Origin of the sequence: Microbacterium sp. 22242, from assembly GCF_052045495.1 — a bacterium.
GTDB lineage: Bacteria > Actinomycetota > Actinomycetes > Actinomycetales > Microbacteriaceae > Microbacterium.
On record NZ_JBQEOZ010000010.1, the window covers coordinates 108,003 to 129,376 of the forward strand.

The 21,374-nt window shown below is 72.1% G+C and carries 19 protein-coding genes and 2 pseudogenes; 17 read left to right on the forward strand and 4 right to left on the reverse strand.

Annotated elements, in window-relative coordinates; genetic code table 11:
- Positions 1-280: 280 nt before the first annotated feature.
- From ACTJJZ_RS12390 to ACTJJZ_RS12405, 4 genes are read left to right on the forward strand one after another with little or no spacing between them, the layout of a single operon-like run.
- Positions 281-913 carry a hypothetical protein gene (locus ACTJJZ_RS12390; protein ID WP_440721492.1) on the forward strand — a complete coding sequence of 211 codons (633 nt, stop codon included), beginning with the start codon at positions 281-283 and terminating at the stop codon, positions 911-913.
- 21 nt (positions 914-934) lie between these two features.
- Positions 935-2,002 carry a MauE/DoxX family redox-associated membrane protein gene (locus ACTJJZ_RS12395; RefSeq protein WP_440721493.1) on the forward strand — a complete coding sequence of 356 codons (1,068 nt, stop codon included), beginning with the start codon at positions 935-937 and terminating at the stop codon, positions 2,000-2,002.
- Between the two features lie 44 nt (positions 2,003-2,046).
- Positions 2,047-3,510 (forward strand): polysaccharide biosynthesis tyrosine autokinase, encoded by a 1,464-nt coding sequence (locus ACTJJZ_RS12400; protein ID WP_440721494.1) that lies wholly within the window; start codon positions 2,047-2,049, stop codon positions 3,508-3,510.
- Positions 3,507-4,574 (forward strand): ATP-binding protein, encoded by a 1,068-nt coding sequence (locus ACTJJZ_RS12405; RefSeq protein ID WP_440721495.1) that lies wholly within the window; start codon positions 3,507-3,509, stop codon positions 4,572-4,574. The genes ACTJJZ_RS12400 and ACTJJZ_RS12405 overlap by 4 nt, the downstream gene beginning before the upstream one ends.
- Before the next feature lie 21 nt (positions 4,575-4,595).
- Here the strand turns inward: ACTJJZ_RS12405 and ACTJJZ_RS12410 are convergent, their stop codons facing one another.
- From ACTJJZ_RS12410 to ACTJJZ_RS12425, 4 genes are all read right to left on the reverse strand, one after another.
- Positions 4,596-5,399 carry a helix-turn-helix domain-containing protein gene (locus ACTJJZ_RS12410; protein ID WP_440721496.1) on the reverse strand — a complete coding sequence of 268 codons (804 nt, stop codon included), beginning with the start codon at positions 5,397-5,399 and terminating at the stop codon, positions 4,596-4,598.
- Positions 5,400-5,551: 152 nt separating this feature from the next.
- Complete coding sequence (locus ACTJJZ_RS12415; RefSeq protein ID WP_440721497.1) at positions 5,552-6,427, reverse strand: arsenate reductase/protein-tyrosine-phosphatase family protein; 876 nt, start codon at positions 6,425-6,427, stop codon at positions 5,552-5,554.
- Between the two features lie 54 nt (positions 6,428-6,481).
- Entirely contained in the window at positions 6,482-7,435 is a 954-nt protein-coding gene (locus ACTJJZ_RS12420; protein ID WP_440721498.1) for a Ppx/GppA phosphatase family protein, read from the reverse strand.
- A gap of 48 nt (positions 7,436-7,483) precedes the next feature.
- A complete protein-coding gene (locus ACTJJZ_RS12425) occupies positions 7,484-8,122 on the reverse strand; it encodes a hypothetical protein (protein ID WP_440721499.1) in 639 nt (212 codons plus the stop codon).
- A gap of 261 nt (positions 8,123-8,383) precedes the next feature.
- Here ACTJJZ_RS12425 and coaA point away from each other — a divergent pair, with 261 nt between their 5' ends.
- The 13 genes and pseudogenes from coaA (at position 8,384) to ACTJJZ_RS12490 (ending at position 21,370) form a co-directional block, all read left to right on the forward strand.
- Positions 8,384-9,334: a type I pantothenate kinase gene (gene coaA, locus ACTJJZ_RS12430; protein ID WP_440721500.1), complete on the forward strand. Its 951-nt coding sequence runs from the start codon at positions 8,384-8,386 to the stop codon at positions 9,332-9,334.
- Between the two features lie 59 nt (positions 9,335-9,393).
- On the forward strand, positions 9,394-10,395 hold the full coding sequence (locus ACTJJZ_RS12435) for a MauE/DoxX family redox-associated membrane protein (protein ID WP_440721501.1): 1,002 nt from the start codon (positions 9,394-9,396) through the stop codon (positions 10,393-10,395).
- 68 nt (positions 10,396-10,463) lie between these two features.
- The gene (gene glmS, locus ACTJJZ_RS12440; RefSeq protein WP_440721502.1) at positions 10,464-12,314 is read left to right on the forward strand and encodes a glutamine--fructose-6-phosphate transaminase (isomerizing); all 1,851 of its coding nucleotides are present in this window, start codon (positions 10,464-10,466) and stop codon (positions 12,312-12,314) included.
- Between the two features lie 190 nt (positions 12,315-12,504).
- Positions 12,505-12,852: pseudogene (locus ACTJJZ_RS12445) on the forward strand (holo-ACP synthase); the annotation flags it as partial.
- Positions 12,853-13,049: 197 nt separating this feature from the next.
- Positions 13,050-14,159 (forward strand): alanine racemase, encoded by a 1,110-nt coding sequence (gene alr, locus ACTJJZ_RS12450; RefSeq protein ID WP_440721503.1) that lies wholly within the window; start codon positions 13,050-13,052, stop codon positions 14,157-14,159.
- Positions 14,156-14,644 (forward strand): tRNA (adenosine(37)-N6)-threonylcarbamoyltransferase complex ATPase subunit type 1 TsaE, encoded by a 489-nt coding sequence (tsaE, locus tag ACTJJZ_RS12455; RefSeq protein ID WP_440721504.1) that lies wholly within the window; start codon positions 14,156-14,158, stop codon positions 14,642-14,644. Before alr ends, tsaE begins: the two co-directional genes overlap by 4 nt.
- A gap of 93 nt (positions 14,645-14,737) precedes the next feature.
- Positions 14,738-15,604, forward strand: a complete 867-nt coding sequence (locus tag ACTJJZ_RS12460) for a response regulator transcription factor (RefSeq protein ID WP_440721505.1) — start codon at positions 14,738-14,740, stop codon at positions 15,602-15,604.
- Between the two features lie 352 nt (positions 15,605-15,956).
- Positions 15,957-17,555 carry an ATP-binding protein gene (locus ACTJJZ_RS12465; protein WP_440721506.1) on the forward strand — a complete coding sequence of 533 codons (1,599 nt, stop codon included), beginning with the start codon at positions 15,957-15,959 and terminating at the stop codon, positions 17,553-17,555.
- Entirely contained in the window at positions 17,552-18,721 is a 1,170-nt protein-coding gene (locus tag ACTJJZ_RS12470) for a hypothetical protein (protein ID WP_440721507.1), read from the forward strand. The genes ACTJJZ_RS12465 and ACTJJZ_RS12470 overlap by 4 nt, the downstream gene beginning before the upstream one ends.
- Positions 18,718-19,353: a tRNA (adenosine(37)-N6)-threonylcarbamoyltransferase complex dimerization subunit type 1 TsaB gene (tsaB, locus tag ACTJJZ_RS12475; RefSeq protein WP_440721508.1), complete on the forward strand. Its 636-nt coding sequence runs from the start codon at positions 18,718-18,720 to the stop codon at positions 19,351-19,353. The genes ACTJJZ_RS12470 and tsaB overlap by 4 nt, the downstream gene beginning before the upstream one ends.
- Positions 19,350-19,775 (forward strand): annotated as a pseudogene (gene rimI / locus ACTJJZ_RS12480) (ribosomal protein S18-alanine N-acetyltransferase); the annotation flags it as partial. The gene tsaB and the pseudogene rimI, both read left to right, overlap by 4 nt.
- A gap of 105 nt (positions 19,776-19,880) precedes the next feature.
- Complete coding sequence (tsaD, locus tag ACTJJZ_RS12485; protein WP_440721517.1) at positions 19,881-20,972, forward strand: tRNA (adenosine(37)-N6)-threonylcarbamoyltransferase complex transferase subunit TsaD; 1,092 nt, start codon at positions 19,881-19,883, stop codon at positions 20,970-20,972.
- The gene (locus tag ACTJJZ_RS12490; protein WP_440721509.1) at positions 20,972-21,370 is read left to right on the forward strand and encodes a hypothetical protein; all 399 of its coding nucleotides are present in this window, start codon (positions 20,972-20,974) and stop codon (positions 21,368-21,370) included. Before tsaD ends, ACTJJZ_RS12490 begins: the two co-directional genes overlap by 1 nt.
- Positions 21,371-21,374: the final 4 nt, after the last annotated feature.

Below are 21,374 nucleotides of genomic sequence, written 5' to 3' on the forward strand. Positions count from 1 at the left end.
TCCATCATGCCGTGCACGGGCCCGCGCTGACGTGCGCGGCGCAGGTGAAGCCGGGCAGGCGGCGCCTCCACGCTCAGTCGCGTGTGCCGGGCCGCACAGCGCTTCCTGAGCGGTATGCGACCAGTGCCGATCGTAATGCGACCGAGGTGGCGTCCCCTTCACACCCTCCCCGCCAGCATTTCCCTTGTGCGCGTCGGGGATGCACCCATCATCCACCGCATCGCGCCGCAGAGGTCCTGTCCCGGGGCCCGGAAAACAGACGCTTCGGAGGAGCACACACATGGTCGAGTTCAAGAACGTCGAACGGCGCACCGTTCTCAAGGGCGCCGCCTGGTCGGTCCCCGTCATCGCGGTCGCCGCGGCCACTCCGCTCGCCTCCGCGAGCGTCGCCCCGTTCAACGCGTCGGTCAGCGCGTTCTGCACGAATCAGTACGACGTGTCTGCGCTTCAGGCTCTCGTGCCAGCTCCCCTCGTGTTCACGGCAGTGCAGACGGCACTCAACGGTCTCGGCATCCACGCGGGAGCGACCCGCGGCTTCACGATCACCGCGACGAGCGGCACGACTCCTGCGGGTACGCAGTACCTGCTCAGCGACCCGAACGCGATCCTCACGCTCTCCGGACTTCAGTCGCTTGCGATCGCCGGTATCGCCGGCATCGCGACGGTCTCGGGCGGATTCACGTTCTCGCTGGCCGCCCCGCTCGCCCAGGGCAGCTCGCTCACCCTGGACTTCTACCGCGCCATCGTGAACGCGGGTGTGGCGAGCGGCCTCACCCTGACGCAGACCACCGCCGACGCGAATGCCGGGGACAACAGCGCCACGAGCTCCACGCTTGCCGCCGCCTCCGTCAACCTCGGCAGCCTCGGCGTCCTGGGGGCATCCGGCTCGCTCACCATCCAGACCTGCGCCTGATCTGACGCTAATCTGAGGCCCATGCCTGCGAACCCCGTCGAGACCGTCCTGATGGTCGCGACGGGGTTCGTCGCGTTCGTGCTGCTGCTCTCCGGGGTCGCGAAGGCCGGACGAGGGCGACGGACGCTGGAGAGCATGACCGCGCTCGCAGTGCCGGGACCCTTCCGGCGTCGATGGATCGCCGCCGCGGTCCCGCTCTGGGAACTCGGCCTCGCCGTGGCGCTCCTGATCCTTCCCGGCGGGTACCGTGCTGCGGCAGCCGCGCTCTCGCTCGTGACGTTCGCGGTGTTCACGGTGTTCGTCGTCGGCGTGCTCCGCCGGGGTGAGGAGGTGGACTGCGGATGCTTCGGCGCCCTCAGCGCCGACGACCGCGTCACGGGCTGGACCGCCACGCGGAATGCTGTCCTGATGCTCGCCGCCGCGGTCATCGTCGTCACGTCGCCTGCGCACGGTGCGTTCGTGGTCGAGCTGTTCACCACGGGTCTCACCCCGCTGCTGGCGGCGCTGGTCTGGCTCGCCGTCGCGACGGCAGCGCTCGCGATCTCATTGGTCCGTGTCCGCCGCGGGTCCCGCGCCGCGTACGAATCAACCGGGGGCCCATCCGCCGCATCTCACGAAGACGAGGCGGTCGCGCGCGAGGGAGCGGCGGTTCCGGCTTCCGAGCTCGTGAGCGCCGAGGGCGTCACGATCCCGCTTCACGCTCTCGGTGCGGGCGCTCCCGTGCTTCTGGTCTTCCTCTCCACCGAGTGCGGCAAGTGCGCGGGCGTCGCCCGTCGTCTGCCGGAATGGCAACGGGCGATAGGACCTTCCGTCCTGTTGAGGGTGGCCACGTCGTCCCGCCCGGACTCGCTCCGTGTCGTCAGCCCGGAAGCCATGCCCTTCGCGTATTTCGGCGCCGCCTCGGCCAAGCGGGCGCTCGGCGCAGAAGGCATTCCGTCCGCGGTCCTCCTCGGCGGCATGCACCATCCCTTCGTCGCATCCCCGGTGGCGCGCGGCGACGAGATCGAGAACCTCGTACGCGGAATCGTCGTGGCGCAGTCGCCCGGTCGCGACCGGGATACCGCGTCCGGTAGCATCGAAAGCCGTTGACTGTCGCCCTCGGAGGGTGAACCGAGCGAGGGGGAAACGCCCACATGGATCTGCGTGATTATCTTCGGGTCTTCCGTGCGCATTGGCTCGGGATGGTCCTCATCACGCTCCTGGGCGTCGTCGTCGCCTTCGGGTGGACGCTGCTGCAGCCCAAGGTGTACTCGGCGGACGCCTCGGCGATCGTGCAGGCGTCCGCGGACGCGATCGGCGGTTCCGACGTCAGCAACGCCGTCGTCGGCAACACCCTGGCCACCGGCCGTGTGAAGACGTACGCCGCACTCGGCTCCTCGCGCGCTGTCGCCGACGGGGTCATCAAGGACCTGAATCTGCACACCACCTCGGACGAGCTCGTGAAGCAGGTGTCGGTGACCAACGCCGTCGACACCCTCACGCTCAAGGTCACCGCCGACGCCGCCACGCCGGAGAAGGCCCGCGATCTGGCGGAGGCCTGGGTGCGCTCCATGAGCGCAGAAGTGAACCGCCTGGAGAGCGGCGACCCCGGAAAGAAGGGCGCCGTGTACCTCAGCCCTGTCGACTCCGCCCGGCTTCCGGACAGCCCGTCGTCGCCGAACACCCGGCTCGCGCTCGCGCTGGGCGCCCTGGTCGGCCTCGCGATCGCCGTCGGCTACGGCCTGCTGCGGTACACGCTGGACCGCCGGATCCGCTCCGTCGAGCAGGTCGAGCGGGAGACCGGCGTCGCGGTCGTGGGGACCATCCCCGAGGAGAAGTCGTTCACGGCGGACAACCGCCTGCTGCCGTTCGACGGCGGCAGCAGCAACTCGAGCGATCGCGCCCACCTGTTCGGCATCGCCGAGGCCGTGCGCGAACTGCGCACCAACCTGCAGTACATGGACGTGGACAACCCGCCTCGCATCATCGTGGTGACCAGTCCGCTCCCGGGTGACGGCAAGTCCACGATCGCGTCGAACCTCGCCGTCACGCTCGCCTCGAGCGGCCAGCCGGTCGTGCTCATCGATGGCGACCTGCGCCGCCCGATGATCGACACGGTGTTCGGTCTGCCGCACGGCGCCGGCATCTCCGACGTGCTCGCCGGGCGGGCGACCATCGCCGAGGTCGCGCAGCGCTTCGGCAACGGCCAGTTGCTCGTCGTCACCGCGGGCAAGGTTCCGCCGAACCCGAGCGAGGTGCTCGGATCCGCGCGCATGCGCGAGCTGCTGAAGTCGATCGCGCGCGAGGCCATCGTCGTCATCGACGCCCCGCCGCTCATCCCGGTGACCGACGCCGCCGTGCTCTCGCACAGCGCCGACGGCGCGATCGTGGTGGGCACGGTGGGCAAGACCAAGTACGAGGTGCTCGCCAAGGCGCTCGCCAACCTGGAACGGGCCGGCGCCAGGCCCCTCGGCATCGTGCTGAACCGGATCCCGCGTCGCGGCAGCGGCGCCGCCTACTACGGCTACCAGTACCACGGCGACTACTACCGCTCGGATGACGAGCAGGGACTGCCGTCCGGCGAGGTCCGTCGGCGGGAGACCGCGGAGACCGCGTGACGGGGCTCGGCGCGAGCCCCTCGCTCGTGGTGAGCGCCTTCGGCGTGCGCATCCGGCTGGACTTCGCGGACGGGTTCGATCCGGAGGCGGCGGAGCGGATCCGCCGGTCCTGGGCGGGAGCGCAGATCGCCGCCGACGATCCGCGCGAGCCCGATGAGATCATCCTCGTCGTTCCCGAGGACGACCAGGAGGCGCTCGCGGAATCGCTCACGGTGCAGGTGACGCTCGCCGCTCTCGAGCGCCGCGGCGGCGAACTCGTCATGTTCCACGCCTGCGGAGTCGCCGATCCGCAGGGCCGGGTCGCCGCGTTCGTGGGGCCGTCGGGACGCGGCAAGACGACCCTCAGCCGTGCGCTCGGCACTCACTACGGCTACGTCTCGGACGAGACCGTCGCGGTGAGCCCCGATCTCGTCGTGAGCCCGTACCGCAAGCCGCTCTCGGTCGTGCGCGCCGGCAGGCCGAAGGAGCAGGTCTCGCCCGACGCGGCCGGGCTCCTGCCCGTGCCGGACGCACCGCTGCGGCTCGGCGCCCTCGTGCTGCTGACGCGGGACGCCGACCATCCCGCCCCCACGCTCGAGTCCGTCGCGTTCCCGGAGGCGATCGCGGAGATCGCTCCGCAGATGAGCTATCTGGCCGAGCTGCCACGACCGCTGCAGACCCTCGCCGCCCTGTGCGACCGGATCGGCGGGGTCGTCCGGCTCACCTACCCGGACGCGGCCACCGTGCCGCCGGTGATTCCGGAGCTGCTCGACCACGACCGGGTGCAGGAGGAGTGGCAGCCCGCGCAGATCGAGATCGAGCACCCCGAGTACGACCTGTCGGGGGTGACCGACGCGATCCGCTGCGGCGACCGCGTGGTCGTCCTGGCGCAGCGCTGGGTGCATGTGCTGGACGGCATCGCCCCGGTCATCTGGGAGTCGCTGCGCCAGGGTCGCCGCACGGCACAGATCGTCGACGACGTGATCGCCGAGTTCGGCCGGCCGGCGGCGGGCGATCCCGCGGAGCTGGTCGCCGTCGCCCTCGGCCAGCTCGCCGACGCGAAGGTGCTGACCCGCCGCGACTGACGCCGGGCCGGGGCCGTGGGTTCAGCGCGACGGCGGCCGGATCACCGTGGGCGCGGGAAGTCCTTCCGCCCGGAGAGCGCGGCGCAGCTGCAGCGCGCCGGAGAAACCCGCGTGCATCGCGATCTCCTCGATCGTGAGCACGACGTAGTCGGGGTTGCGCAGCAGCGACTCCGCGAGCTCGACGCGCATGCGGCGCAGCGCATCGCCGGGCGTGGTGCCGGTGCGGGCGAAGGCGCGCTGCAGATGCCGCAGCGACACGTGCAGCTCCGACGCCAGCTCCGCGATCGTGTAGTCCGCATCCTCCCGGTGCATCAGCATCATGGAGCGCGCACGCTCCACGAGCGTCGGCTGCCCGCGTTCCGGCAGGCTCGCCGAAGAGATCTCGAGCAGGGCGCCGAACACCATCTCGGCGAGCAGTCGTTCGATCGCGTACCGGGAGATCGACGACGCGTCCTCCCCGTTGCGGGCGATCGCGAGCGTGAATGCGCGGAACGCCGCCACGATCGGCGTGGCCTGCAGGGCGATGATGCGCAGCGGCGCCTCGTTGATGAACTCCCGCAGCGTGTCCAGCGGCACCCACACCGCGACGACCTCGGTGGATCGGGTCCACGCGATCGTCTCGCCGCACTGCGGGGGTGCGAAGATCGCGATCGGATGGGCGGATCCGTCCGCCGCCTCGCCGCTCGGGAACAGCATCGCGGCCCGCGGACCGTCGAGGCTGGTGTCGGAACGCCACGTCCACTGCGGCTCCTGCGGCCGATGCACGGTGACCAGCACCGATCGGAAGGTGCGCGCGCTGATCAGACCAGCGTGATGCGAGGTCAAGCCGAGGTGGCTTTCCAGCAGGAGAGCGGGCGGGGAAGGATGCACGGACACGGACTCTTTCGGACGACGGGTGCGGAAATCCTATTGCCTCCGGTCAGGGACTCACGGCCCTTGACCCTGCGGCCGCGGAGGCGTACTGGGGCGGCCGGGGCTCAGAGCGCCGCGCGGACGACCCGCTCGACCTCGTCGAGGGCCGGCAGCAGCTGCGCCGCCGACTCCTCGTAGACGGCGAACGCCCGCCGGTACGGGTCGATCACGTCCTCGTCTCCGCGGCGCGGGGAGCCTCCGCCGCGCTGCTCGGAGACCGCCTCGACGACCGCGACCAGGCGGGCCCGCGGATCCTGCCCTGCGGCGTCGGCGATGCTGCGCAGACGCTCGTCGTCCAGGCCTTCGGCGAGGCGCGCGAACTCGCGCACCGGGAAGGCGCGATGAAGCCGGCGCGGCAGCATCCGCACGGCGTAGTCGCGCTGCTCCACGGTCATGGTGAGGATCAGGTCCGCGTCCTCGAGCAGGGGCTCGGTGAGCAGCCGGGCACGGTGCGCGTCGGCATACGCGGTGTCGGCGCCGTGCGCGCGGGCGAGCTGCTGGGCGGGAGCCGTCATCGCCTCGCCCACCAGACCGTGCGTTCCCGCGCTGTGCACGCGCAGGTCCAGATCCGCCAGCCGGGTGCGCAGCAGCGCCTCGGCGAGCGGGGAGCGGCAGATGTTGCCCGTGCACACGGTGAGCACGGTCGGTCGCGGCGAGGTCAGCGTCTCGGGTGCGGCGAACATGCCCGCCAGCGATCCGAACAGGGCTTCGCCCGTGCGCTGCTGCCCTGACGGCGGCTGCTCTGACGGCTGCCCCGACGACGGCTGCGCCAGCGGCCGGTTCGGCGCCGGATCAGGCGGGCCGGCCTCCTGGGCGCGTTCGAGGTGCGCCCCGGAGGCTGCCGCGATCGCGGCGGCCTCGCGGCGCTGTCGGAGTTCACGTCTGGTGAGCGGCATCGGCGATTCGCCGCGCGGAGCCCCAGAATCCGTCGCGTCGGTCATGACACCAGGGTAGGGGCGGCGGGGCCCTGCGCGCACCCGCGAGAAGAACCGGATTCAGGCCTCGTGCGCGCGGTCCTCGATGTACCGCAGGAGCACGCCCTCGCGGAGCGCCCACGGCGACACCTCGAGCTCGTCCACGCGCATCGCGGTCATCGCGGTGTGCAGGGCGACCGCGGCCGCGACGATCTGGAACGTGCGGTCGGGGGTGATCCCCGGCAGCTCCTGCCGCGCGGACGCGGGCAGGCGCGCGAGCCGCGGGATCCACGAGCCGAGAGCCGCCCTGGGCAGCAGCATCCGCTCGGATCCCCCGGTCCCTGAGCCCGTCGAAGGGCCCGGCGCGGGAGAGCCGACCAGCCGCGCCAGCGAACGGATCGCCTTGGACGAGCCGACCACGTGGTCGGGGCGGGGAAGCGCGGAGAACTGCGCCGCGACCGGGGCGATGGTCTCCGCCGCGTGCGCGCGCAGGCGCTCGACAGCGGCCTCGCCCGGCGGGTCCTCCGGAAGGAACTGCACGGTGAGCCGTCCGGCGCCGAGCGGCACGGAGGCGGCGAGCGCCGGCAGCTCCTCGGATCCGGCCGCGAGCTCGAGGGATCCGCCGCCGATGTCGAACAGCAGGATCTGCCCCGCCGCCCAGCCGAACCAGCGGCGCACGGCGAGGAAGGTCAGCCGCGCCTCGGTCTCGCCGTCCAGCACCTGCAGCGGCTGCCCGAGTGCGCGCTCGACCCGGGCGATGACCTCGGCGCCGTTCGCCGCCTCGCGCACGGCGCTCGTGGCCGTTGCGAGCAGGGCGTCGACGCGTTCCTCCGCCGCCACCCGGCGGGCCTGCACCACGGCCGCCTCGAGGGCCTGCACGCCCTCTTCGGAGATCGCGCCGGAGGGCGTGAGGAAGCGCATCAGCCGCAGGACCGACCGGTCGCTCGTGGTCGCCAGCGGCCGGCCGCCGGGATGCACGTCGGCGGCGAGCAGGTGGACGGTGTTGGATCCGATGTCGAGGACTCCGAGGCGCACGGGGAGAGACTATCGGGCGCAGGCGATCCCAGATGCAGTGGGTGAGACTCAGAGAACATGGGCGTTCAGGAAGACGCTGACCGTCCCCTGTGCGGTACCGATGGTCGTAACGCCCTGCTTGACCGTGGCAGTGACGCTGAAGCTGGCTACCACGCCGAGAGCATCAACCCAGGTGCCGTTCTGGGTGTATTTGTAGCCGATGTTCGACGGGAGTGTCGTGTTGCCATTCACGGGGCCGGAAATCTGGAACGTCGACGTCACGCCCCACGGGTTGGGTCCGAAACCAGCAGAACCGCCAGCGTTCTCTGTCCAGGTGAGTGCGGACAGACCACCGAGAGTGGCTACGCCGACACCATGCCCCGCATCGGTCAACGGGAAGTTGATGCCGCTCGCATAGGTCGTGATGACGTCAACGTCAAACGGGCCAGACAGCGGTCCCGCGTCGTTGATGATGTTCATGACGTTCGGGCCGACCTCGAGCACGCTTGCGATCACTGCGGTGCCGTCGTACAGGCGCAGGTCGAGAAGCTGGCCGGCAGGCGCGAACGCGACACTCGCGTTGCCGGTTGAGGCTGCGGCGAGCGGGGTGGCGGCCGCGACGGCGATCACCGGGACCGACCAGGCAGCACCCTTCACGAGGGTACGGCGGCTGAGTGCGCGGGCCGGGGTCTGCGTGCTGTCTTCCATGGCGTTTCTCCGGTGTCTGGAACGGGCCGTCTCCCTTCGCAGAGGGGCATCTGCGGGATGATCGCTCCGGCGGGGGAGGCCTCAGCGATCCGGCGGTTACCCGGCTCACACTGGCGCGTCTCGGGGGTCCCGGACAGGGAGGCGTCGTGCGCTGATCCATCGCTGTCCTGAACTGATCTCGCGTGTGGGGGAAGCGCGAGACGACGCCCGAGAACAATCCGGGCAGGCGCAGAGAGGGGCAGCGGGAACCCCGCCGATACGATGGACCCCGTGAGCCCCGACCCCCTGGCGCCGCTGTCCCCGTACCGGCGCATCGACCGAGCGGACTGGGCGCGTCTCGCCGCCGACCTGGATCAGCCGCTCAGCGAGACTGAGGTGGTCGAGATCCGCGGGCTCGGGGACCGCCTCGATCTGGCCGAGGTGCGCGAGGTGTACCTGCCGCTGAGCCGGCTGCTCAGCCTGTACGCGACGTCGACGAAGCGGCTCGGCGCGGCGACGAGCCAGTTCCTCGGCGAGGCGGACGACACCACGCCCTTCGTCGTGGGCGTGGCCGGATCCGTCGCCGTCGGCAAGTCGACGATCGCCCGCCTGCTGCGCGAGCTGATGAGCCGCTGGCCCGGCACGCCGCGGGTGGAGCTGGTCACGACCGACGGGTTCCTCCTTCCGAACGCCGAGCTCGAACGGCGCGGGATCATGGATCGCAAGGGCTTCCCTGAGTCGTACGACCGTCGCGCGCTCATCGAGTTCCTCACGAAGGTGAAGAGCGGCGCCGACGAGGTGCGGGCGCCGTTCTACTCGCACATCCGGTACGACATCGTCCCCGACGCGCACGTCGTCGTGCGCCGTCCCGACGTCGTCATCGTCGAGGGGCTGAACGTGCTGCAGCCGCCGCCGGCGCCCAACGACGTCGCGGTGAGCGACCTGTTCGACTTCTCGATCTACGTGGACGCCGACCTCGAGCACATCGCGCAGTGGTACGTGGACCGGTTCCTGGCGCTTCGTCAGGGCGCGTTCACGAACCCGTCATCGTACTTCAACGTGTTCGCGCACCTCACGGACGACGAGGCGGTCGCGACGGCCATGGGGTACTGGAACGAGATCAACCTGCCGAACCTCATCGAGAACGTGAATCCCACCCGGCACCGGGCGACCCTGGTGCTCAACAAGGGCGCCTCGCACGCGGTGGAGTCGGTGCTGCTGCGCAAGCTCTGACGCACGCCTGGGCCTCCGGCCCCGCCCACCTGGGATACTGACCCCATGGGGACCGAGTCATGACCGTCGCGTGGACGGTCGGGCCGACGCTGATCGTGGCGGCCGTGCTGATCGCGAGCGGCGCGGCCAAGCTGCGTGCGCCCGATGACGCTGCCGGATGGGAGGCGCTGGGGATCCCGGCCGGGCTCCGCCAGTCCTGGCTGATCCGGCTGCACCCGTACGCCGAGCTGCTGCTCGCCGCGGCGCTGATGCTCCTCGGGGGAGCACTGGGGATCGCCGCGGCCGTGGTCGCCGTGCTGCTGTTCGCGGCCTACCTCGTGCTGGTGTGGCGGGCGAAGGGACGCACTCCGGACGCGTCCTGCGCCTGCTTCGGCGCGCGCCGCCCGATCACGACGCGCACGCTGCTGCGCAACGCCTGGCTGCTGCTCGTCGCGCTCGCGTCGCTGCTGACCATCGGATCGGCGCCGCTCTGGGGCGGTGTGATCCGTGCCGCGCTGCTGCAGTGGCCGTGGATCGTGCTGCCGGCGGCCGCCGTGGTCACGTTCTGGCTGATCGGGGATCCCGGATCCGAGGCCCCGGCCGCCGAGCCGAGGCGTGAGCCGGGGGAGGGCGGGGACGGTGAGGGCATCGAGGACTATCTGCGTCTGCGCACCCCCGCCGTCCCCGTGCAGCTCGCGGACGGCACGACGGTGACCCTGCGCGATCTGGCGGCGCGGCAGCCGATCCTGCTGCTCTCGGTCTCGGAGGGCTGCGGATCCTGCACCCCGGTGATCGAGAGCCTGGACGCGTACCGCGCGCTGCTACCCGAGGTGTCGGTGCGGTTCCTGCTGCAGGCGGACCCCGAGCACAGCGCCCTCACGTCGACGGACGAGCCGCAGACCCTGCACGATCCGCACAAGTACTTCGGTCTCTCCCTCGCGGACGTCTGGTTCACGCCCACGGCCGTGCTGCTCGGCGCCGACGGTCTGCTGGCGGGCGGCCCCGTGATGGGGGCAGAGGAGATCGCCGAGTTCGTGGACGACGTCTACGAGAGCCTGCACGGGCGGCCGCCCGCACGCTGAGCTTCCCGCGTAGGCCCGGCCCGATTCGTTCAGCCTCCGTGCAAAAGAGCGCCCGTACCCTTGACCCCATGTGTGGAATCGTCGGATACGTGGGGCCGCGCCCCAGCCAGGACATCCTGCTCGCGGGTCTCGCCCGTCTGGAGTACCGCGGTTACGACTCGGCCGGCATCGCCGTGATCGACGACGCCGGTTCCCTCGGCATGCGCAAGAAGGCCGGCAAGCTGCAGATCCTGCGCGACTCCCTCGCCGACGCGGCGCTGCCCGACGGGACCACCGGCATCGGGCACACCCGGTGGGCGACGCACGGCGGCCCCACCGACGCGAACGCGCACCCGCACCTCGCCGACGACGACCGGCTCGCGCTGATCCACAACGGCATCATCGAGAACTTCGCGCCGCTGCGCGACGAGCTGCTGGCCGAGGGCGTGACCTTCCGCAGCGAGACCGACACCGAGGTCGCCGCAGCGCTGCTCGGCCGCGAGTACCGCCGCACCGGCGACCTGCAGGAGGCGTTCCGCGCCGTCGTGAACCGCCTCGAGGGCGCGTTCACGCTGCTCGCCGTGCACCAGGAGCAGCCGGGCCTCGTGGTGGCCGCGCGCCGCAACTCTCCGCTCGTGATCGGCCTCGGCGAGGGCGAGAACTTCCTCGGTTCCGACGTCGCCGCGTTCGTGGAGCACACCCGCCGTGCGCTCGCGATCGGTCAGGACGAGATCGTCTCGATCACCCCCGGCGCCGTTGCGGTCACCGACTTCGCCGGCAACCCCGTCGAGTCCGAGCCGTTCGAGGTCTCCTGGGACGCCGCCAGTGCCGAGAAGGGCGGCTGGCCGAGCTTCATGGCCAAGGAGGTCGCGGAGGAGCCCGACGCCGTTGCGAACACGATCCGCGGCCGGGTGCAGGGCGACGCCGTCGCGATCCCCGAGCTGGACGGGCTGGACGACCTGTTCCGCGACATCGACCGCGTCATCATCACCGCCTGCGGCACCGCGGCCTACGCCGCCATGGTCGGCAAGTACGCCCTCGAGCAGTGGGCGCGCGTGCCCGTCGACGTCGAGCTCGCGCACGAGTTCCGCTATCGCGATCCGGTGATCGGCGCGCGCACTCTGATCGTCTCGATCAGTCAGTCCGGCGAGACCATGGACACGCTCATGGCGGTCAAGTACGCCCGGGAGCGCGGAGCGCGGACCCTGTCCATCTGCAACACCCAGGGCGCCACGATTCCGCGCGAGTCCGACGCGGTCGTCTACACGCACGCCGGGCCCGAGGTCGCCGTCGCGTCGACCAAGGCGTTCGTCGCGCAGATCACCGCGCTGCTGCTGCTCGGCCTGCACGCCGGTCGTGTGCGCGAGACCCTCGCCGCGGACGAGTCGGCTGCCGCCGTCGCCGAGCTCGAGGCGCTCCCGGCGAAGATCGCCGAGGTCCTCGCGGACGAGCAGGCGCACGTCACGCAGCTGGCCGGCTGGATGGCCGACACCCGCTCGGTGCTGTTCCTCGGCCGCCACGTCGGGTACCCGATCGCGCTCGAGGGCGCGCTCAAGCTCAAGGAGATCTCCTACATCCACGCCGAGGGCTTCGCCGCGGGCGAGCTCAAGCACGGACCGATCGCGCTCATCGAGCCGGGCCAGCCCGTGTTCGTGCTCGTACCGTCGCCGCGGCACTCCGCGCTGCTGCACGCCAAGGTCGTCTCGAACATCCAGGAGATCCGGGCTCGCGGCGCCCGCGTGATCGTGATCGCCGAGGAGGGTGACGCGGCCGTGCTGCCGTTCGCCGACGAGGTCATCCGGATCCCGCTCGCCGGGGCGCTGTTCGAGCCGCTCCTCGCGGTCGTGCCGCTGCAGATCTTCGCGATGGCGCTCGCCACCGCGAAGGGCCTCGACGTCGACCAGCCCCGCAACCTGGCCAAGTCCGTCACGGTGGAGTGAGCGGGGCCGGGGCGCGTCCCGTTCTCAGGACGGATCGGACTTCGGTCGCTCTGCGGTGCGCGAATTCCGCGCTTCGCGAGAATTCATCCTGAGAACGGTCCGAGCCCGACGGTCGCTGACCGGTCCACGCTCGCCCGGGCGGACCGCGGCCGGATCCGGGCGCGCGGATCCTGCCGGGTAGGCTGAATCGGTGATCATCGGCACCGGCATCGACCTCGTGGACATCCCCCGGTTCGAGCGCACGGTGGCGCGCACGCCGCGCTTGATGCAGCGGCTGTTCGCACCGTCGGAGCAGACCCTGCGGCTCGCATCGCTGGCCGCCCGGTACGCCGCGAAGGAGGCGCTGATCAAGGCGCTCGGCGGATCCGACGACGTGCACTGGACCGAGATCGAGATCGCCTCCGAGCCGTCAGGACGCCCGTACTTCGTGCTGTCCGGCAGCACGGCCGCCGTCGTCGCCGCCCGCGGGATCACCACCCTGCATCTCTCGCTCACGCACGATGCCGGCCTCGCCGCCGCGCACGTGGTCGCCGAGGCACGCGAGCCGGGATCCGGATCCGTCGGCGCCCCCTCTGCGCATCGAGGCCCCCTCGCCGGTGCGCACCTCAGCGGGGGCGCGGATGCTGCAGGGGGGTCTCGACAGGATCCGCCGGGGGCTGAAGGCATCGCCGAGCCGGGATCCGGATCGGGGTCCAGATCGGATCACGGACCCGGATCCACGGGGGAGGGCTCGGCATGACCGCTCCGCTGCGGGAAGCGACGATCGACCTGGACGCGATCAGCGACAACACCCGCCACCTGCGCCGGCTCACCGGCGTCGACGTCATCGGCATCGTGAAGGCGAACGCCTACGGCCACGGCGCGGCGGACGCCGCGGTCGCCGCGCTCGCCGGCGGCGCATCGCGGCTCGGCGTGGTCTCGATCGAGGAGGCCGTCGAACTGCGGCGGCAGGGTGTGACCGCGCGGATCCTGGCCTGGCTGCACGCGCCGGGCCGTCGCTTCGACGACGCGGCCGAGGCCGGGATCGAGCTCGGGATCTCGTCGTTCGCGCAGCTCGAGGCGGCAGCGGCGGCCGGATCCGGTCGCCACCCGGTCGCGGTGCACCTCAAGTTCGAGACCGGGCTGAGCCGCAACGGGATCGCGCCGGCGGATGCCGAGAAGGTGCTCGCGGAGGCGGCGCGGCTGGAGCGCATCGGCCGGATCCGCGTCGTCGGCCTGTTCAGCCATCTCTCCAACGCCTCTCCAGAAGACGACAGGGCCGCGCTCGCCGCGTTCGACACCGCGTGCGCGCTGGCCGAGTCGTTCCGGATCCGGCCGGAGCTCCGTCATCTCGCCGCGACCGCCGCCGCGATCGACCTCCCGGAGACGCGGCTCGACGCGGTGCGCATCGGGATCGGGCTGTACGGTCTGAGCCCGTTCGACGACCGCAGCTCGGGCGATCTGGGCCTGCGGCCCGCGATGACCCTGCGCGGCGCGGTCGCGGCCGTGCGCCGCGTTCCCGCCGGGACCGGCGTGTCCTACGGGTACGACCACCGCACGGCGGCGGAGACGACGCTCGCGCTCGTCCCGCTCGGCTACGCGGACGGAGTGCCGCGGCAGGCCTCAGGGCGCGGGCCCGTGCAGATCGGCGGTCGCCGTTTCGCCGTCGCCGGGAGGATCGCGATGGACCAGTTCGTCGTGGACGTCGGCGACGCGTCCGTCGCGGTGGGGGACGAGGTCGTGCTGTTCGGGGATCCCGCGCTCGGCGTGCCGTCCGCCACCGACTGGGCCCGTGCGGCCGGCACGATCAACTACGAGATCGTGACCAGGATCGGGCCGAGGGTGCCGCGCCGGAGCGTGTCGTGACCGCGCTCGACGACCTCGTCGGACGCCACGAGGTGCGCACCGCCGACGACATGGAGGCGCTCGGCCGCGCCATCGGGGCCGACCTCGTCGCGGGCGACCTGCTGATCCTCACCGGCCCGCTCGGCGCGGGCAAGACCACCTTCACGCGGGGCCTGGCCGAGGGCCTGGGCGTGCGCGGGCCCGTGCAGAGCCCGACGTTCGTGATCGCCCGCACCCACCCGTCTCTGGTCGGCGGTGCGCCGCTCGTGCATGTGGACGCGTACCGGCTCGGATCCGCCGCCGAGCTCGAGGACCTGGACGTCGACGTCCGCGGATCGGTCGTCGTGGTCGAGTGGGGCCGGGGCATGGCGGAGGAACTCGCGGACTCGTGGTGGGACATCGAGCTGGAGCGCCCGGTCGGCGCCGCGGGCGACGCGGACGCCCCCGACGAGGAGCTCGACGCGGACGCCCCGCGGGTCCTGACCGTGACGCGCGCCGGTCGCTGATCCACAGACCCCCGCACCCGATCTCGCCTTGTCGATAGGATGCCCGTCAGGGGGGCCGTCCGTGCGCCGCCGCGCACGAATGAAGAGACATACATGACCGAAGACGACGCAACGACGCACATCGCCGTCATCATCGAGGACGATCCGGACGTCCGCTCCCTGCTCGTCGAGGTGTTCGCCGCCGCCGGATTCCGCACGATCCCGACCGGGTCCGGCCCTGACGGGATCGCCGCCGTCGCGGAGCACGACCCGATCATCACGACACTCGACGTGAACCTGCCCGGGATCGACGGCTTCGAGGTGGCGCGGCGGATCCGCCGGATGAGCACGACGTTCATCATCATGCTCTCCGCGCTCGGCGAGGAGTCGGACGTGGTGCTCGGGCTCACCTCCGGCGCGGACGAGTACCTGGTCAAGCCGTTCCGGCCACGCGAGCTCCGGGCCCGCATCGAGGCGGTGCTGCGGCGTCCGAGGGCTCAGCCGCCGGCTCGCCAGGAGGCGGAGGCACGCTCCCGCCCCGACGCCGGTCCCGCCCCGGTGGCGGCCCGGAACCCGTCGACGGCTGTGCCGCGCTCGGGCGCCGGAGACGACGACACGGGCGCGGCGGGGCAGTGGCGCCGGCACCGCGACATCGCGCTGGATCCCGCCACGCACACCGTGCTGGTGGCGCAGCAGGAGGTCGAGCTGACGCCCACCGAGTTCGCGCTGCTGGCGACGCTGCTCGAGTCGAAGCGCCGGGTCCGCAGCAAGGCGGATCTCACGCTCGTGCTGCGCGGCGACGGGTTCGGGACGTCGTACCAGGTCGGCGAACCGGACAAACGCGCGATCGAGGCGCACATGGCGAACCTGCGACGCAAGATCGGCGACAGCACGTCCGAGCCGCGCTACATCGAGACCGTGCGCGGGGTGGGCTATCGCCTCACCCCGCACAGCGGTGGCGCGTCGTCGGTCCCCGCCTGACACGCTCTTCTCCTGGCCCGCGAGCCCGTTTCTTCTCGTGTCCGGCGCAGGCCCGAACCTGCACCGGAGGTCCGCTGGATCCCAGAGCCGACATCCGCGCGGGGCAGGGTCCTCGTCGCGGCGTCGGCACGCGAGCGGGCCGGCCCTCCCGCTCGGCGGCCGCAACGGGTCCGGCGCTCTGCAGGAGGAAGGCGGCACCCCGTCCGGAATCGCGCCCCGGGGGGTGGGACGGGCATCCGGGTGAGGTGGTCGCCTTCCCTTCCCGATGCTAGGCGGCGGCGGAACCCGGGGCGAGGGCCTTCAGCCGCTCTTTGGATAACCTTGCGGAAGAGTTGAGCGAGGGAGGTGCGCGGTGTCCCGCAGGACGTCCATCTGGCGTTGGCAGCTCATCTTCATCGGCACCGTGGTCGCGGTCGCCGTGCTCGTGGTCGCGCTGAAGCCGATCATCTTCGCGGCTCCCCTGTTCGGGGCTGGGCTGCTGCTCGCGATGCTGACCACGATCGTGGTCCTGCTGCTGCCGTGGGACCGGATCCCGGTCGCCGGTGTGCTGGTGGTGCCGGTGATCGACATCCTCGCGATCGGTCTGACCACCCAGGCTCCCGACATCCGCCTCAGCTTCCTGTGGGTGATCCCGATCGCCTGGATCGCGAGCTACTACTCGATGATCGCGGTCGTGGGCGGGATCGCGCTCAGTGCGGCGAGCCTGCTCACGGTCGGCAATCAGAGCGGCGTGCTCTCCGACGTCGTGCTGCGCATGCTGATCACGGCCCTCGCCCTCGGATTCCTCGGCACCACGATCCACCTCGGGATGCGCCGGGCGCGGGCCGCGCGCCGGCTGCTGCGACGCCGCTCGGAGCAGATCGATCAGGCGGCGCGGCGCGCGCAGACGCACGAGCGCCGGGTCACCCAGATCATCGACGCGCTCGACATCGCGCTGGTCGCCGTGGGGGCGGACGGCAGGATCCTCAAGATGAACGACGCCTACCGCCGGCTGTACGGCGTGGGCGGGACAGACGGCGCGCTCCCGGCTCCGGCCGTGGAGTACGACGATCGCGAGGGCGAGCCGGTCCCCGTCGACCGGACCGTGCTGGCGCGTGCGGCGCGCGGTGAGACGATCGCGGGGGAGCGGGCCTGGCTGTTCGATGCGCACGGGAGCTGGCGGGCGCTCGAGGTGGGCACTCAGCCGATCGCGAGCGACCTCGACGAGGACCGCGCCGTCCTGGTGGTGATCGAAGACGTCACCGAGGTGCTGGAGCTGGCCGAGGAGCGCCGCCTGATGTCCGCGATCCTGAACCACGAGCTGCGCAACCCGCTCACCGCGATCGTCGGACACGTCGACCTGCTGCTCGAGCGCCCCGATCTGCCGCCGCGTGCAGCGGACCAACTGCGCATCGTCGCCAGCGCCGGCGAGCGCATGCAGGGGCTGGTGACGACCGCGCTGGACGCCTCCCGTCCCCGCGCCCGCGTGCTGTCGGAGCCGGTCGACCTGCGCACCCTGGTGGACGCGTCGGTGTCGTCCTTCCTGCCGACCGCCACGGCGAACCGGTTGCAGGTGCAGGTGGCAGGGGCGGAATCCCTGCTCATCTCCGGCGACGCGTTCCGGCTGCGCCAGGCCATCGACAACCTGCTCAGCAACGCCGTGAAGTACACCGGGGCCGGCGGATCCATCTGGATCCGGCTCAGCCGGACCGGCGAGGGCCTCGCCGAGCTCACGATCGAGGACACCGGGACCGGCATGACCGCCGCCGACCTGGAGCGCCTGTTCCAGCCCTACTTCCGCTCGGAGCGCGCGACCAGCAGCGGGGTGTCCGGCACCGGGCTCGGCATGGTCGTGGTGCGCGACATCGTGACCGCGCACGGCGGCACCATCGACGTGAGCAGCGAACCGGGTGCGGGCACCCGCATGTGCGTGCGGCTTCCCCGCCGCGCGGAAAGGAGCTCAGCCGCATGATGCATCTCGCCGGGCCTGCCGGCATCACGGTGAACCCCGAGGCCACCCTGGTGGCCCTGGTCACGCTGTCGACCGCGTTCGTGTTCGGGCTCGCGCTGCTGCCGCGCCCGAGCAGGGCGACGGTGACCTGGTCCGCCGGGTTCGGGCTCGCGATGATCGCCACCTACATGTGGGTGGCGGCGGTCCAGTTCGACAGTCCCGAGTTGCGCGCGCTGTCCTCGGGGCTGATCGTGTGCTTCGAGCCGCTGCTCTGGGTCGGCCTGCGCTACCACGCGGGCAAGCGGCCGTTCTGGCCGCCCGCGGCGCTGTTCGTCCTCATCGCGCCCACGGCCCTCGTGCTGGCGGCGAACACGGACGCGTATCCGGCGGTGTTCCGCATCGTGTTCTCCGCCGGGGCCGTGTTCGCGGGGCTCGTGGCGTGGGATCTGCTGCGGCTCAGGCTCCGCTCGCGGGACGTGGTGCTTCCGCTGGTGCTGGTGTCGTCGGCCTTCATCGTCGTCGCGCTGTTCGCCCTCGTCGCGGCGGCGGCAGGCGTCGGCTCCGCCCCGGGCGACGAGCTCAGCATGCTCCGGGACATCAACGGGGTGGGGATCCAGCTCACCAGCGTCTGCGCCGCGATGACGATCGTGATGCTGGCGCGCGGCGGGACCCCCGCCCGCGGACAGCGGAGGTCGAGAGCCGATCAGGTCGCGCGGGAGGGACTGCGTGCGCGGCTGGCGAGGGCCGCCGAGCGGCGGGAGGCGGGCTGGTCGCTGCTCGACATCCGCCTCGACGACCCGGCCGATCTGCTGGAGGCGTCGGGGCACGCGGTGTTCGCGAGCATCGTCGACGCGTTTCATCGGCACGTCCGCGACGCGCTGCCCGCGGCGGCCGATCTGGTCCGGATCTCCGACGCCAGGGCCCTCGCCCTGATCCCGGGCGGAGATGAGGCGGTGCAGCAGCAGCTGCGCGGGCTGCTGGAGCGCGTGTCCACGATCGAGGACGACGGAAGGCACGCCTCGATGCGCGTCTCCGCGAGCGTGGGCTGGGCGGGCGCGGTCGCCGCGGACTACGATCTCGAACTGCTGACGGAGGCCGCCGCCGACGCAGCGAAGACCGCACGCGACCGCGGCGGCGACCGGTGGGAGCGCGCGTCCGCACGCCCGGCGGCTAACCTGGAAGGGTGATTCTGGGCGTCGACACCTCCCTGGGCACGGCCGTCGGGCTGATCGCCCGCGACGGGCGCACCGTCGCCGAGGCCGCGAGCGGGGAGCCGCTCGGTCATGCCGAGATCATCGGCACGCTCCTGGAGCGGGTGCTCGCCGAGGCGGCCGAGGCCGCCGAGCAGGATCCGGTCGCGCACGTCGCAGCGGGCATGGGGCCCGGGCCGTTCACCGGCCTGCGGATCGGGATCGCGGCTGCGCGCACGTTCGCGCTGGGCCGGGGGATCCCCGTCGTCCCGGTGCCCAGCCACCACGCGGCGGCGCTCGCCGTCATCGAGGAGGAGTGCCTGTCGGAGCCGTTCGCGATCCTCACCGACGCCCGCCGTCGTGAGACCGCGGTGACCGTGTACGAGGGCATCGACGTCGACGGCATCCCGCATGCGGTGGTGGACACCGTGCTCGTGCCGCGCGACGAGGTCGACGCCCGCCTCGGCGCCCTGCGCCGCATCGACGTGACCGCTGTCTCCGCTACAGCGCTGGCCCGAGTCGCCCGGCGCGCCCTCGCCGCCGGCCGCACCCTCACCGGATCCGAGCCGATCTATCTGCGCGCCCCGGACGCCCGTCCTTCCGCCGCCGTGAAGCGGGTGGGATCGTGATCCGCGACGCCACCGCCGCCGACCTCGACGGGATCATGGACATCGAGCGCCGGTCATTCCCGACCGACGCGTGGAGCGCCGAGATGATGGCAGCCGAGCTGTCCGGCCCGCACAGCCGCTACGTGGTCGACGTCGAGCCGGAAGGCGAGCGCGAGCGCATCGTCGGCTACGGCGGCGTGCGGGCGCTGCGGGGCTCCACGGACGCCGACATCCAGACCATCGCCCTCGACGCCGGCTATCGCGGATCCGGGCGCGGCAGAGCGCTGCTGCACGTGCTGCTCGCCGAGGCCGAGGAGCGCGGCGCGGCGGATGTGTTCCTCGAGGTCCGTGCGGACAACCCGATCGCCGAGGGCCTGTACGCCTCGGAGGGGTTCGTCGAGATCGGCCGCCGCCCGGGCTACTACCAGCCGGACGACGTCGACGCCATCGTGATGAAGCTCGACCTGCGCGGCCGCGCGAAGCCNGGACCGGCTTCGCCACAACACCGGACGAGGGCAGGAGTGCAGGGCGATCCCGCCGGATCCGTCCTGCCGGGCGAGCCTCTCGTGCTCGGGATCGAGACGAGCTGCGACGAGACCGGTATCGGCATCGTCCGCGGACGCACCCTGCTGTCCAACACGATCGCCTCGAGCATGGCCGAGCACGCCCGCTACGGCGGCGTCGTGCCCGAGGTCGCCGCCCGTGCGCACCTCGAGGAGCTGCAGCCGTCGATCGAGCAGGCGCTCGCCGAGGCCGGCGTCCGCCTCGATGACCTCGACGCGGTCGCGGTGACCAGCGGACCCGGCCTCGCCGGCGCGCTCATGGTCGGCGTGGGCGCCGCGAAGGGCCTCGCCGTCTCGCTCGGCAAGCCGCTCTACGCGGTGAACCACCTGGTCGGGCACATCGCCGCCGACATCCTCACGCCCGACTCCGCGCCGCTCGAGTACCCGACGATCGCCCTGCTCGTCTCGGGCGGGCACACCTCGCTGCTGCACGTGCGCGACCTCACCACGGACGTCGAGCTGCTCGGCGAGACCGTCGACGACGCGGCGGGAGAGGCGTTCGACAAGGTGGCCCGGATCCTCGGCCTGCCCTACCCGGGTGGCCCGGAGATCGACCGCGCCGCCGCGAGCGGAGATCCGACCGCGATCCGCTTCCCGCGCGGGCTCTCCCGGGCCTCCGACCAGGAGAAGCACCGCTACGACTTCTCCTTCTCGGGGCTGAAGACCGCCGTCGCGCGCTGGATCGAGCGCGAGCAGGCGGAGGGACGCGAGATCCCCGTGGCCGATGTGGCGGCGAGCTTCCGCGAGGCCGTGGTCGACGTGCTGGTCACCAAGGCGCTGGCAGCCTGCGCCGATCGCGGGGTGCCGCGGCTGCTGCTCGGCGGCGGCGTGATCGCGAACCGCCGGCTGCGCGAGGTCGCCCTCGAGCGCGCCTCCGCCGCCGGGGTGACGGTGCGGATCCCGCCGCTGTCGCTGTGCACCGACAACGGCGCGATGATCGCCGCGCTCGCCGCCGAGCTGATCGCGTCGGGCCGGCGCCCGTCGACCCTCGCGTTCGGCGCCGACTCCACCCTGCCGGTGACCGAGATCCAGGTCGCGGAGCACGCCGCGGCGGAGGCCGCCGCCGAGGTCGGATGATGGCCACCCACGAGACGGATCCTGACCGCTACCACCGGCTGCCGACCGGGCCGACCCCGGTGCGCGTGGAGAGCGGGCCGCAGCTGGACAACGAGGGCTCCGTGGTCCAGGACACCGCGTGGGAGCCGACCGTCGGGACCGACGCGATCCCCGTCGTCGAACCTCGCCTCGCGCCCTGGGCCCTGCTGTCCGCGATCGTCGCGCTGTTCGCCTCGCTCTTCGTCGGGTGGGGCATCCCCGTCGCGATCATCTCGGTGATCGCCGCCATCATGTCGCTGCGCCGGCCGCAGGAGAACCGGGAGATGTGCATCTGGGCGCTCGTGCTCGGATCCGTCGCCATCCTCTACAGCGCGGGCTGGCTGGTCTGGGCCGCCTATCGATTCGGCTGGCTCGGCTAGCCTC

What these genes read in the sequence shown, in the direction of transcription:
- ACTJJZ_RS12390 (WP_440721492.1), top strand. Translation starts at nt 281, where the DNA reads ATGGTCGAGTTCAAGAACGTCGAACGGCGCACCGTTCTCAAGGGCGCC.
- ACTJJZ_RS12395 (WP_440721493.1), top strand. Translation starts at nt 935, where the DNA reads ATGCCTGCGAACCCCGTCGAGACCGTCCTGATGGTCGCGACGGGGTTC.
- ACTJJZ_RS12400 (WP_440721494.1), top strand. Translation starts at nt 2,047, where the DNA reads ATGGATCTGCGTGATTATCTTCGGGTCTTCCGTGCGCATTGGCTCGGG.
- ACTJJZ_RS12415 (WP_440721497.1), bottom strand. Translation starts at nt 6,427, where the DNA reads ATGACCGACGCGACGGATTCTGGGGCTCCGCGCGGCGAATCGCCGATG.
- ACTJJZ_RS12425 (WP_440721499.1), bottom strand. Translation starts at nt 8,122, where the DNA reads ATGGAAGACAGCACGCAGACCCCGGCCCGCGCACTCAGCCGCCGTACC.
- coaA (WP_440721500.1), top strand. Translation starts at nt 8,384, where the DNA reads ATGGACCCCGTGAGCCCCGACCCCCTGGCGCCGCTGTCCCCGTACCGG.
- ACTJJZ_RS12435 (WP_440721501.1), top strand. Translation starts at nt 9,394, where the DNA reads ATGACCGTCGCGTGGACGGTCGGGCCGACGCTGATCGTGGCGGCCGTG.
- glmS (WP_440721502.1), top strand. Translation starts at nt 10,464, where the DNA reads ATGTGTGGAATCGTCGGATACGTGGGGCCGCGCCCCAGCCAGGACATC.
- alr (WP_440721503.1), top strand. Translation starts at nt 13,050, where the DNA reads ATGACCGCTCCGCTGCGGGAAGCGACGATCGACCTGGACGCGATCAGC.
- ACTJJZ_RS12460 (WP_440721505.1), top strand. Translation starts at nt 14,738, where the DNA reads ATGACCGAAGACGACGCAACGACGCACATCGCCGTCATCATCGAGGAC.
- ACTJJZ_RS12470 (WP_440721507.1), top strand. Translation starts at nt 17,552, where the DNA reads ATGATGCATCTCGCCGGGCCTGCCGGCATCACGGTGAACCCCGAGGCC.
- ACTJJZ_RS12490 (WP_440721509.1), top strand. Translation starts at nt 20,972, where the DNA reads ATGGCCACCCACGAGACGGATCCTGACCGCTACCACCGGCTGCCGACC.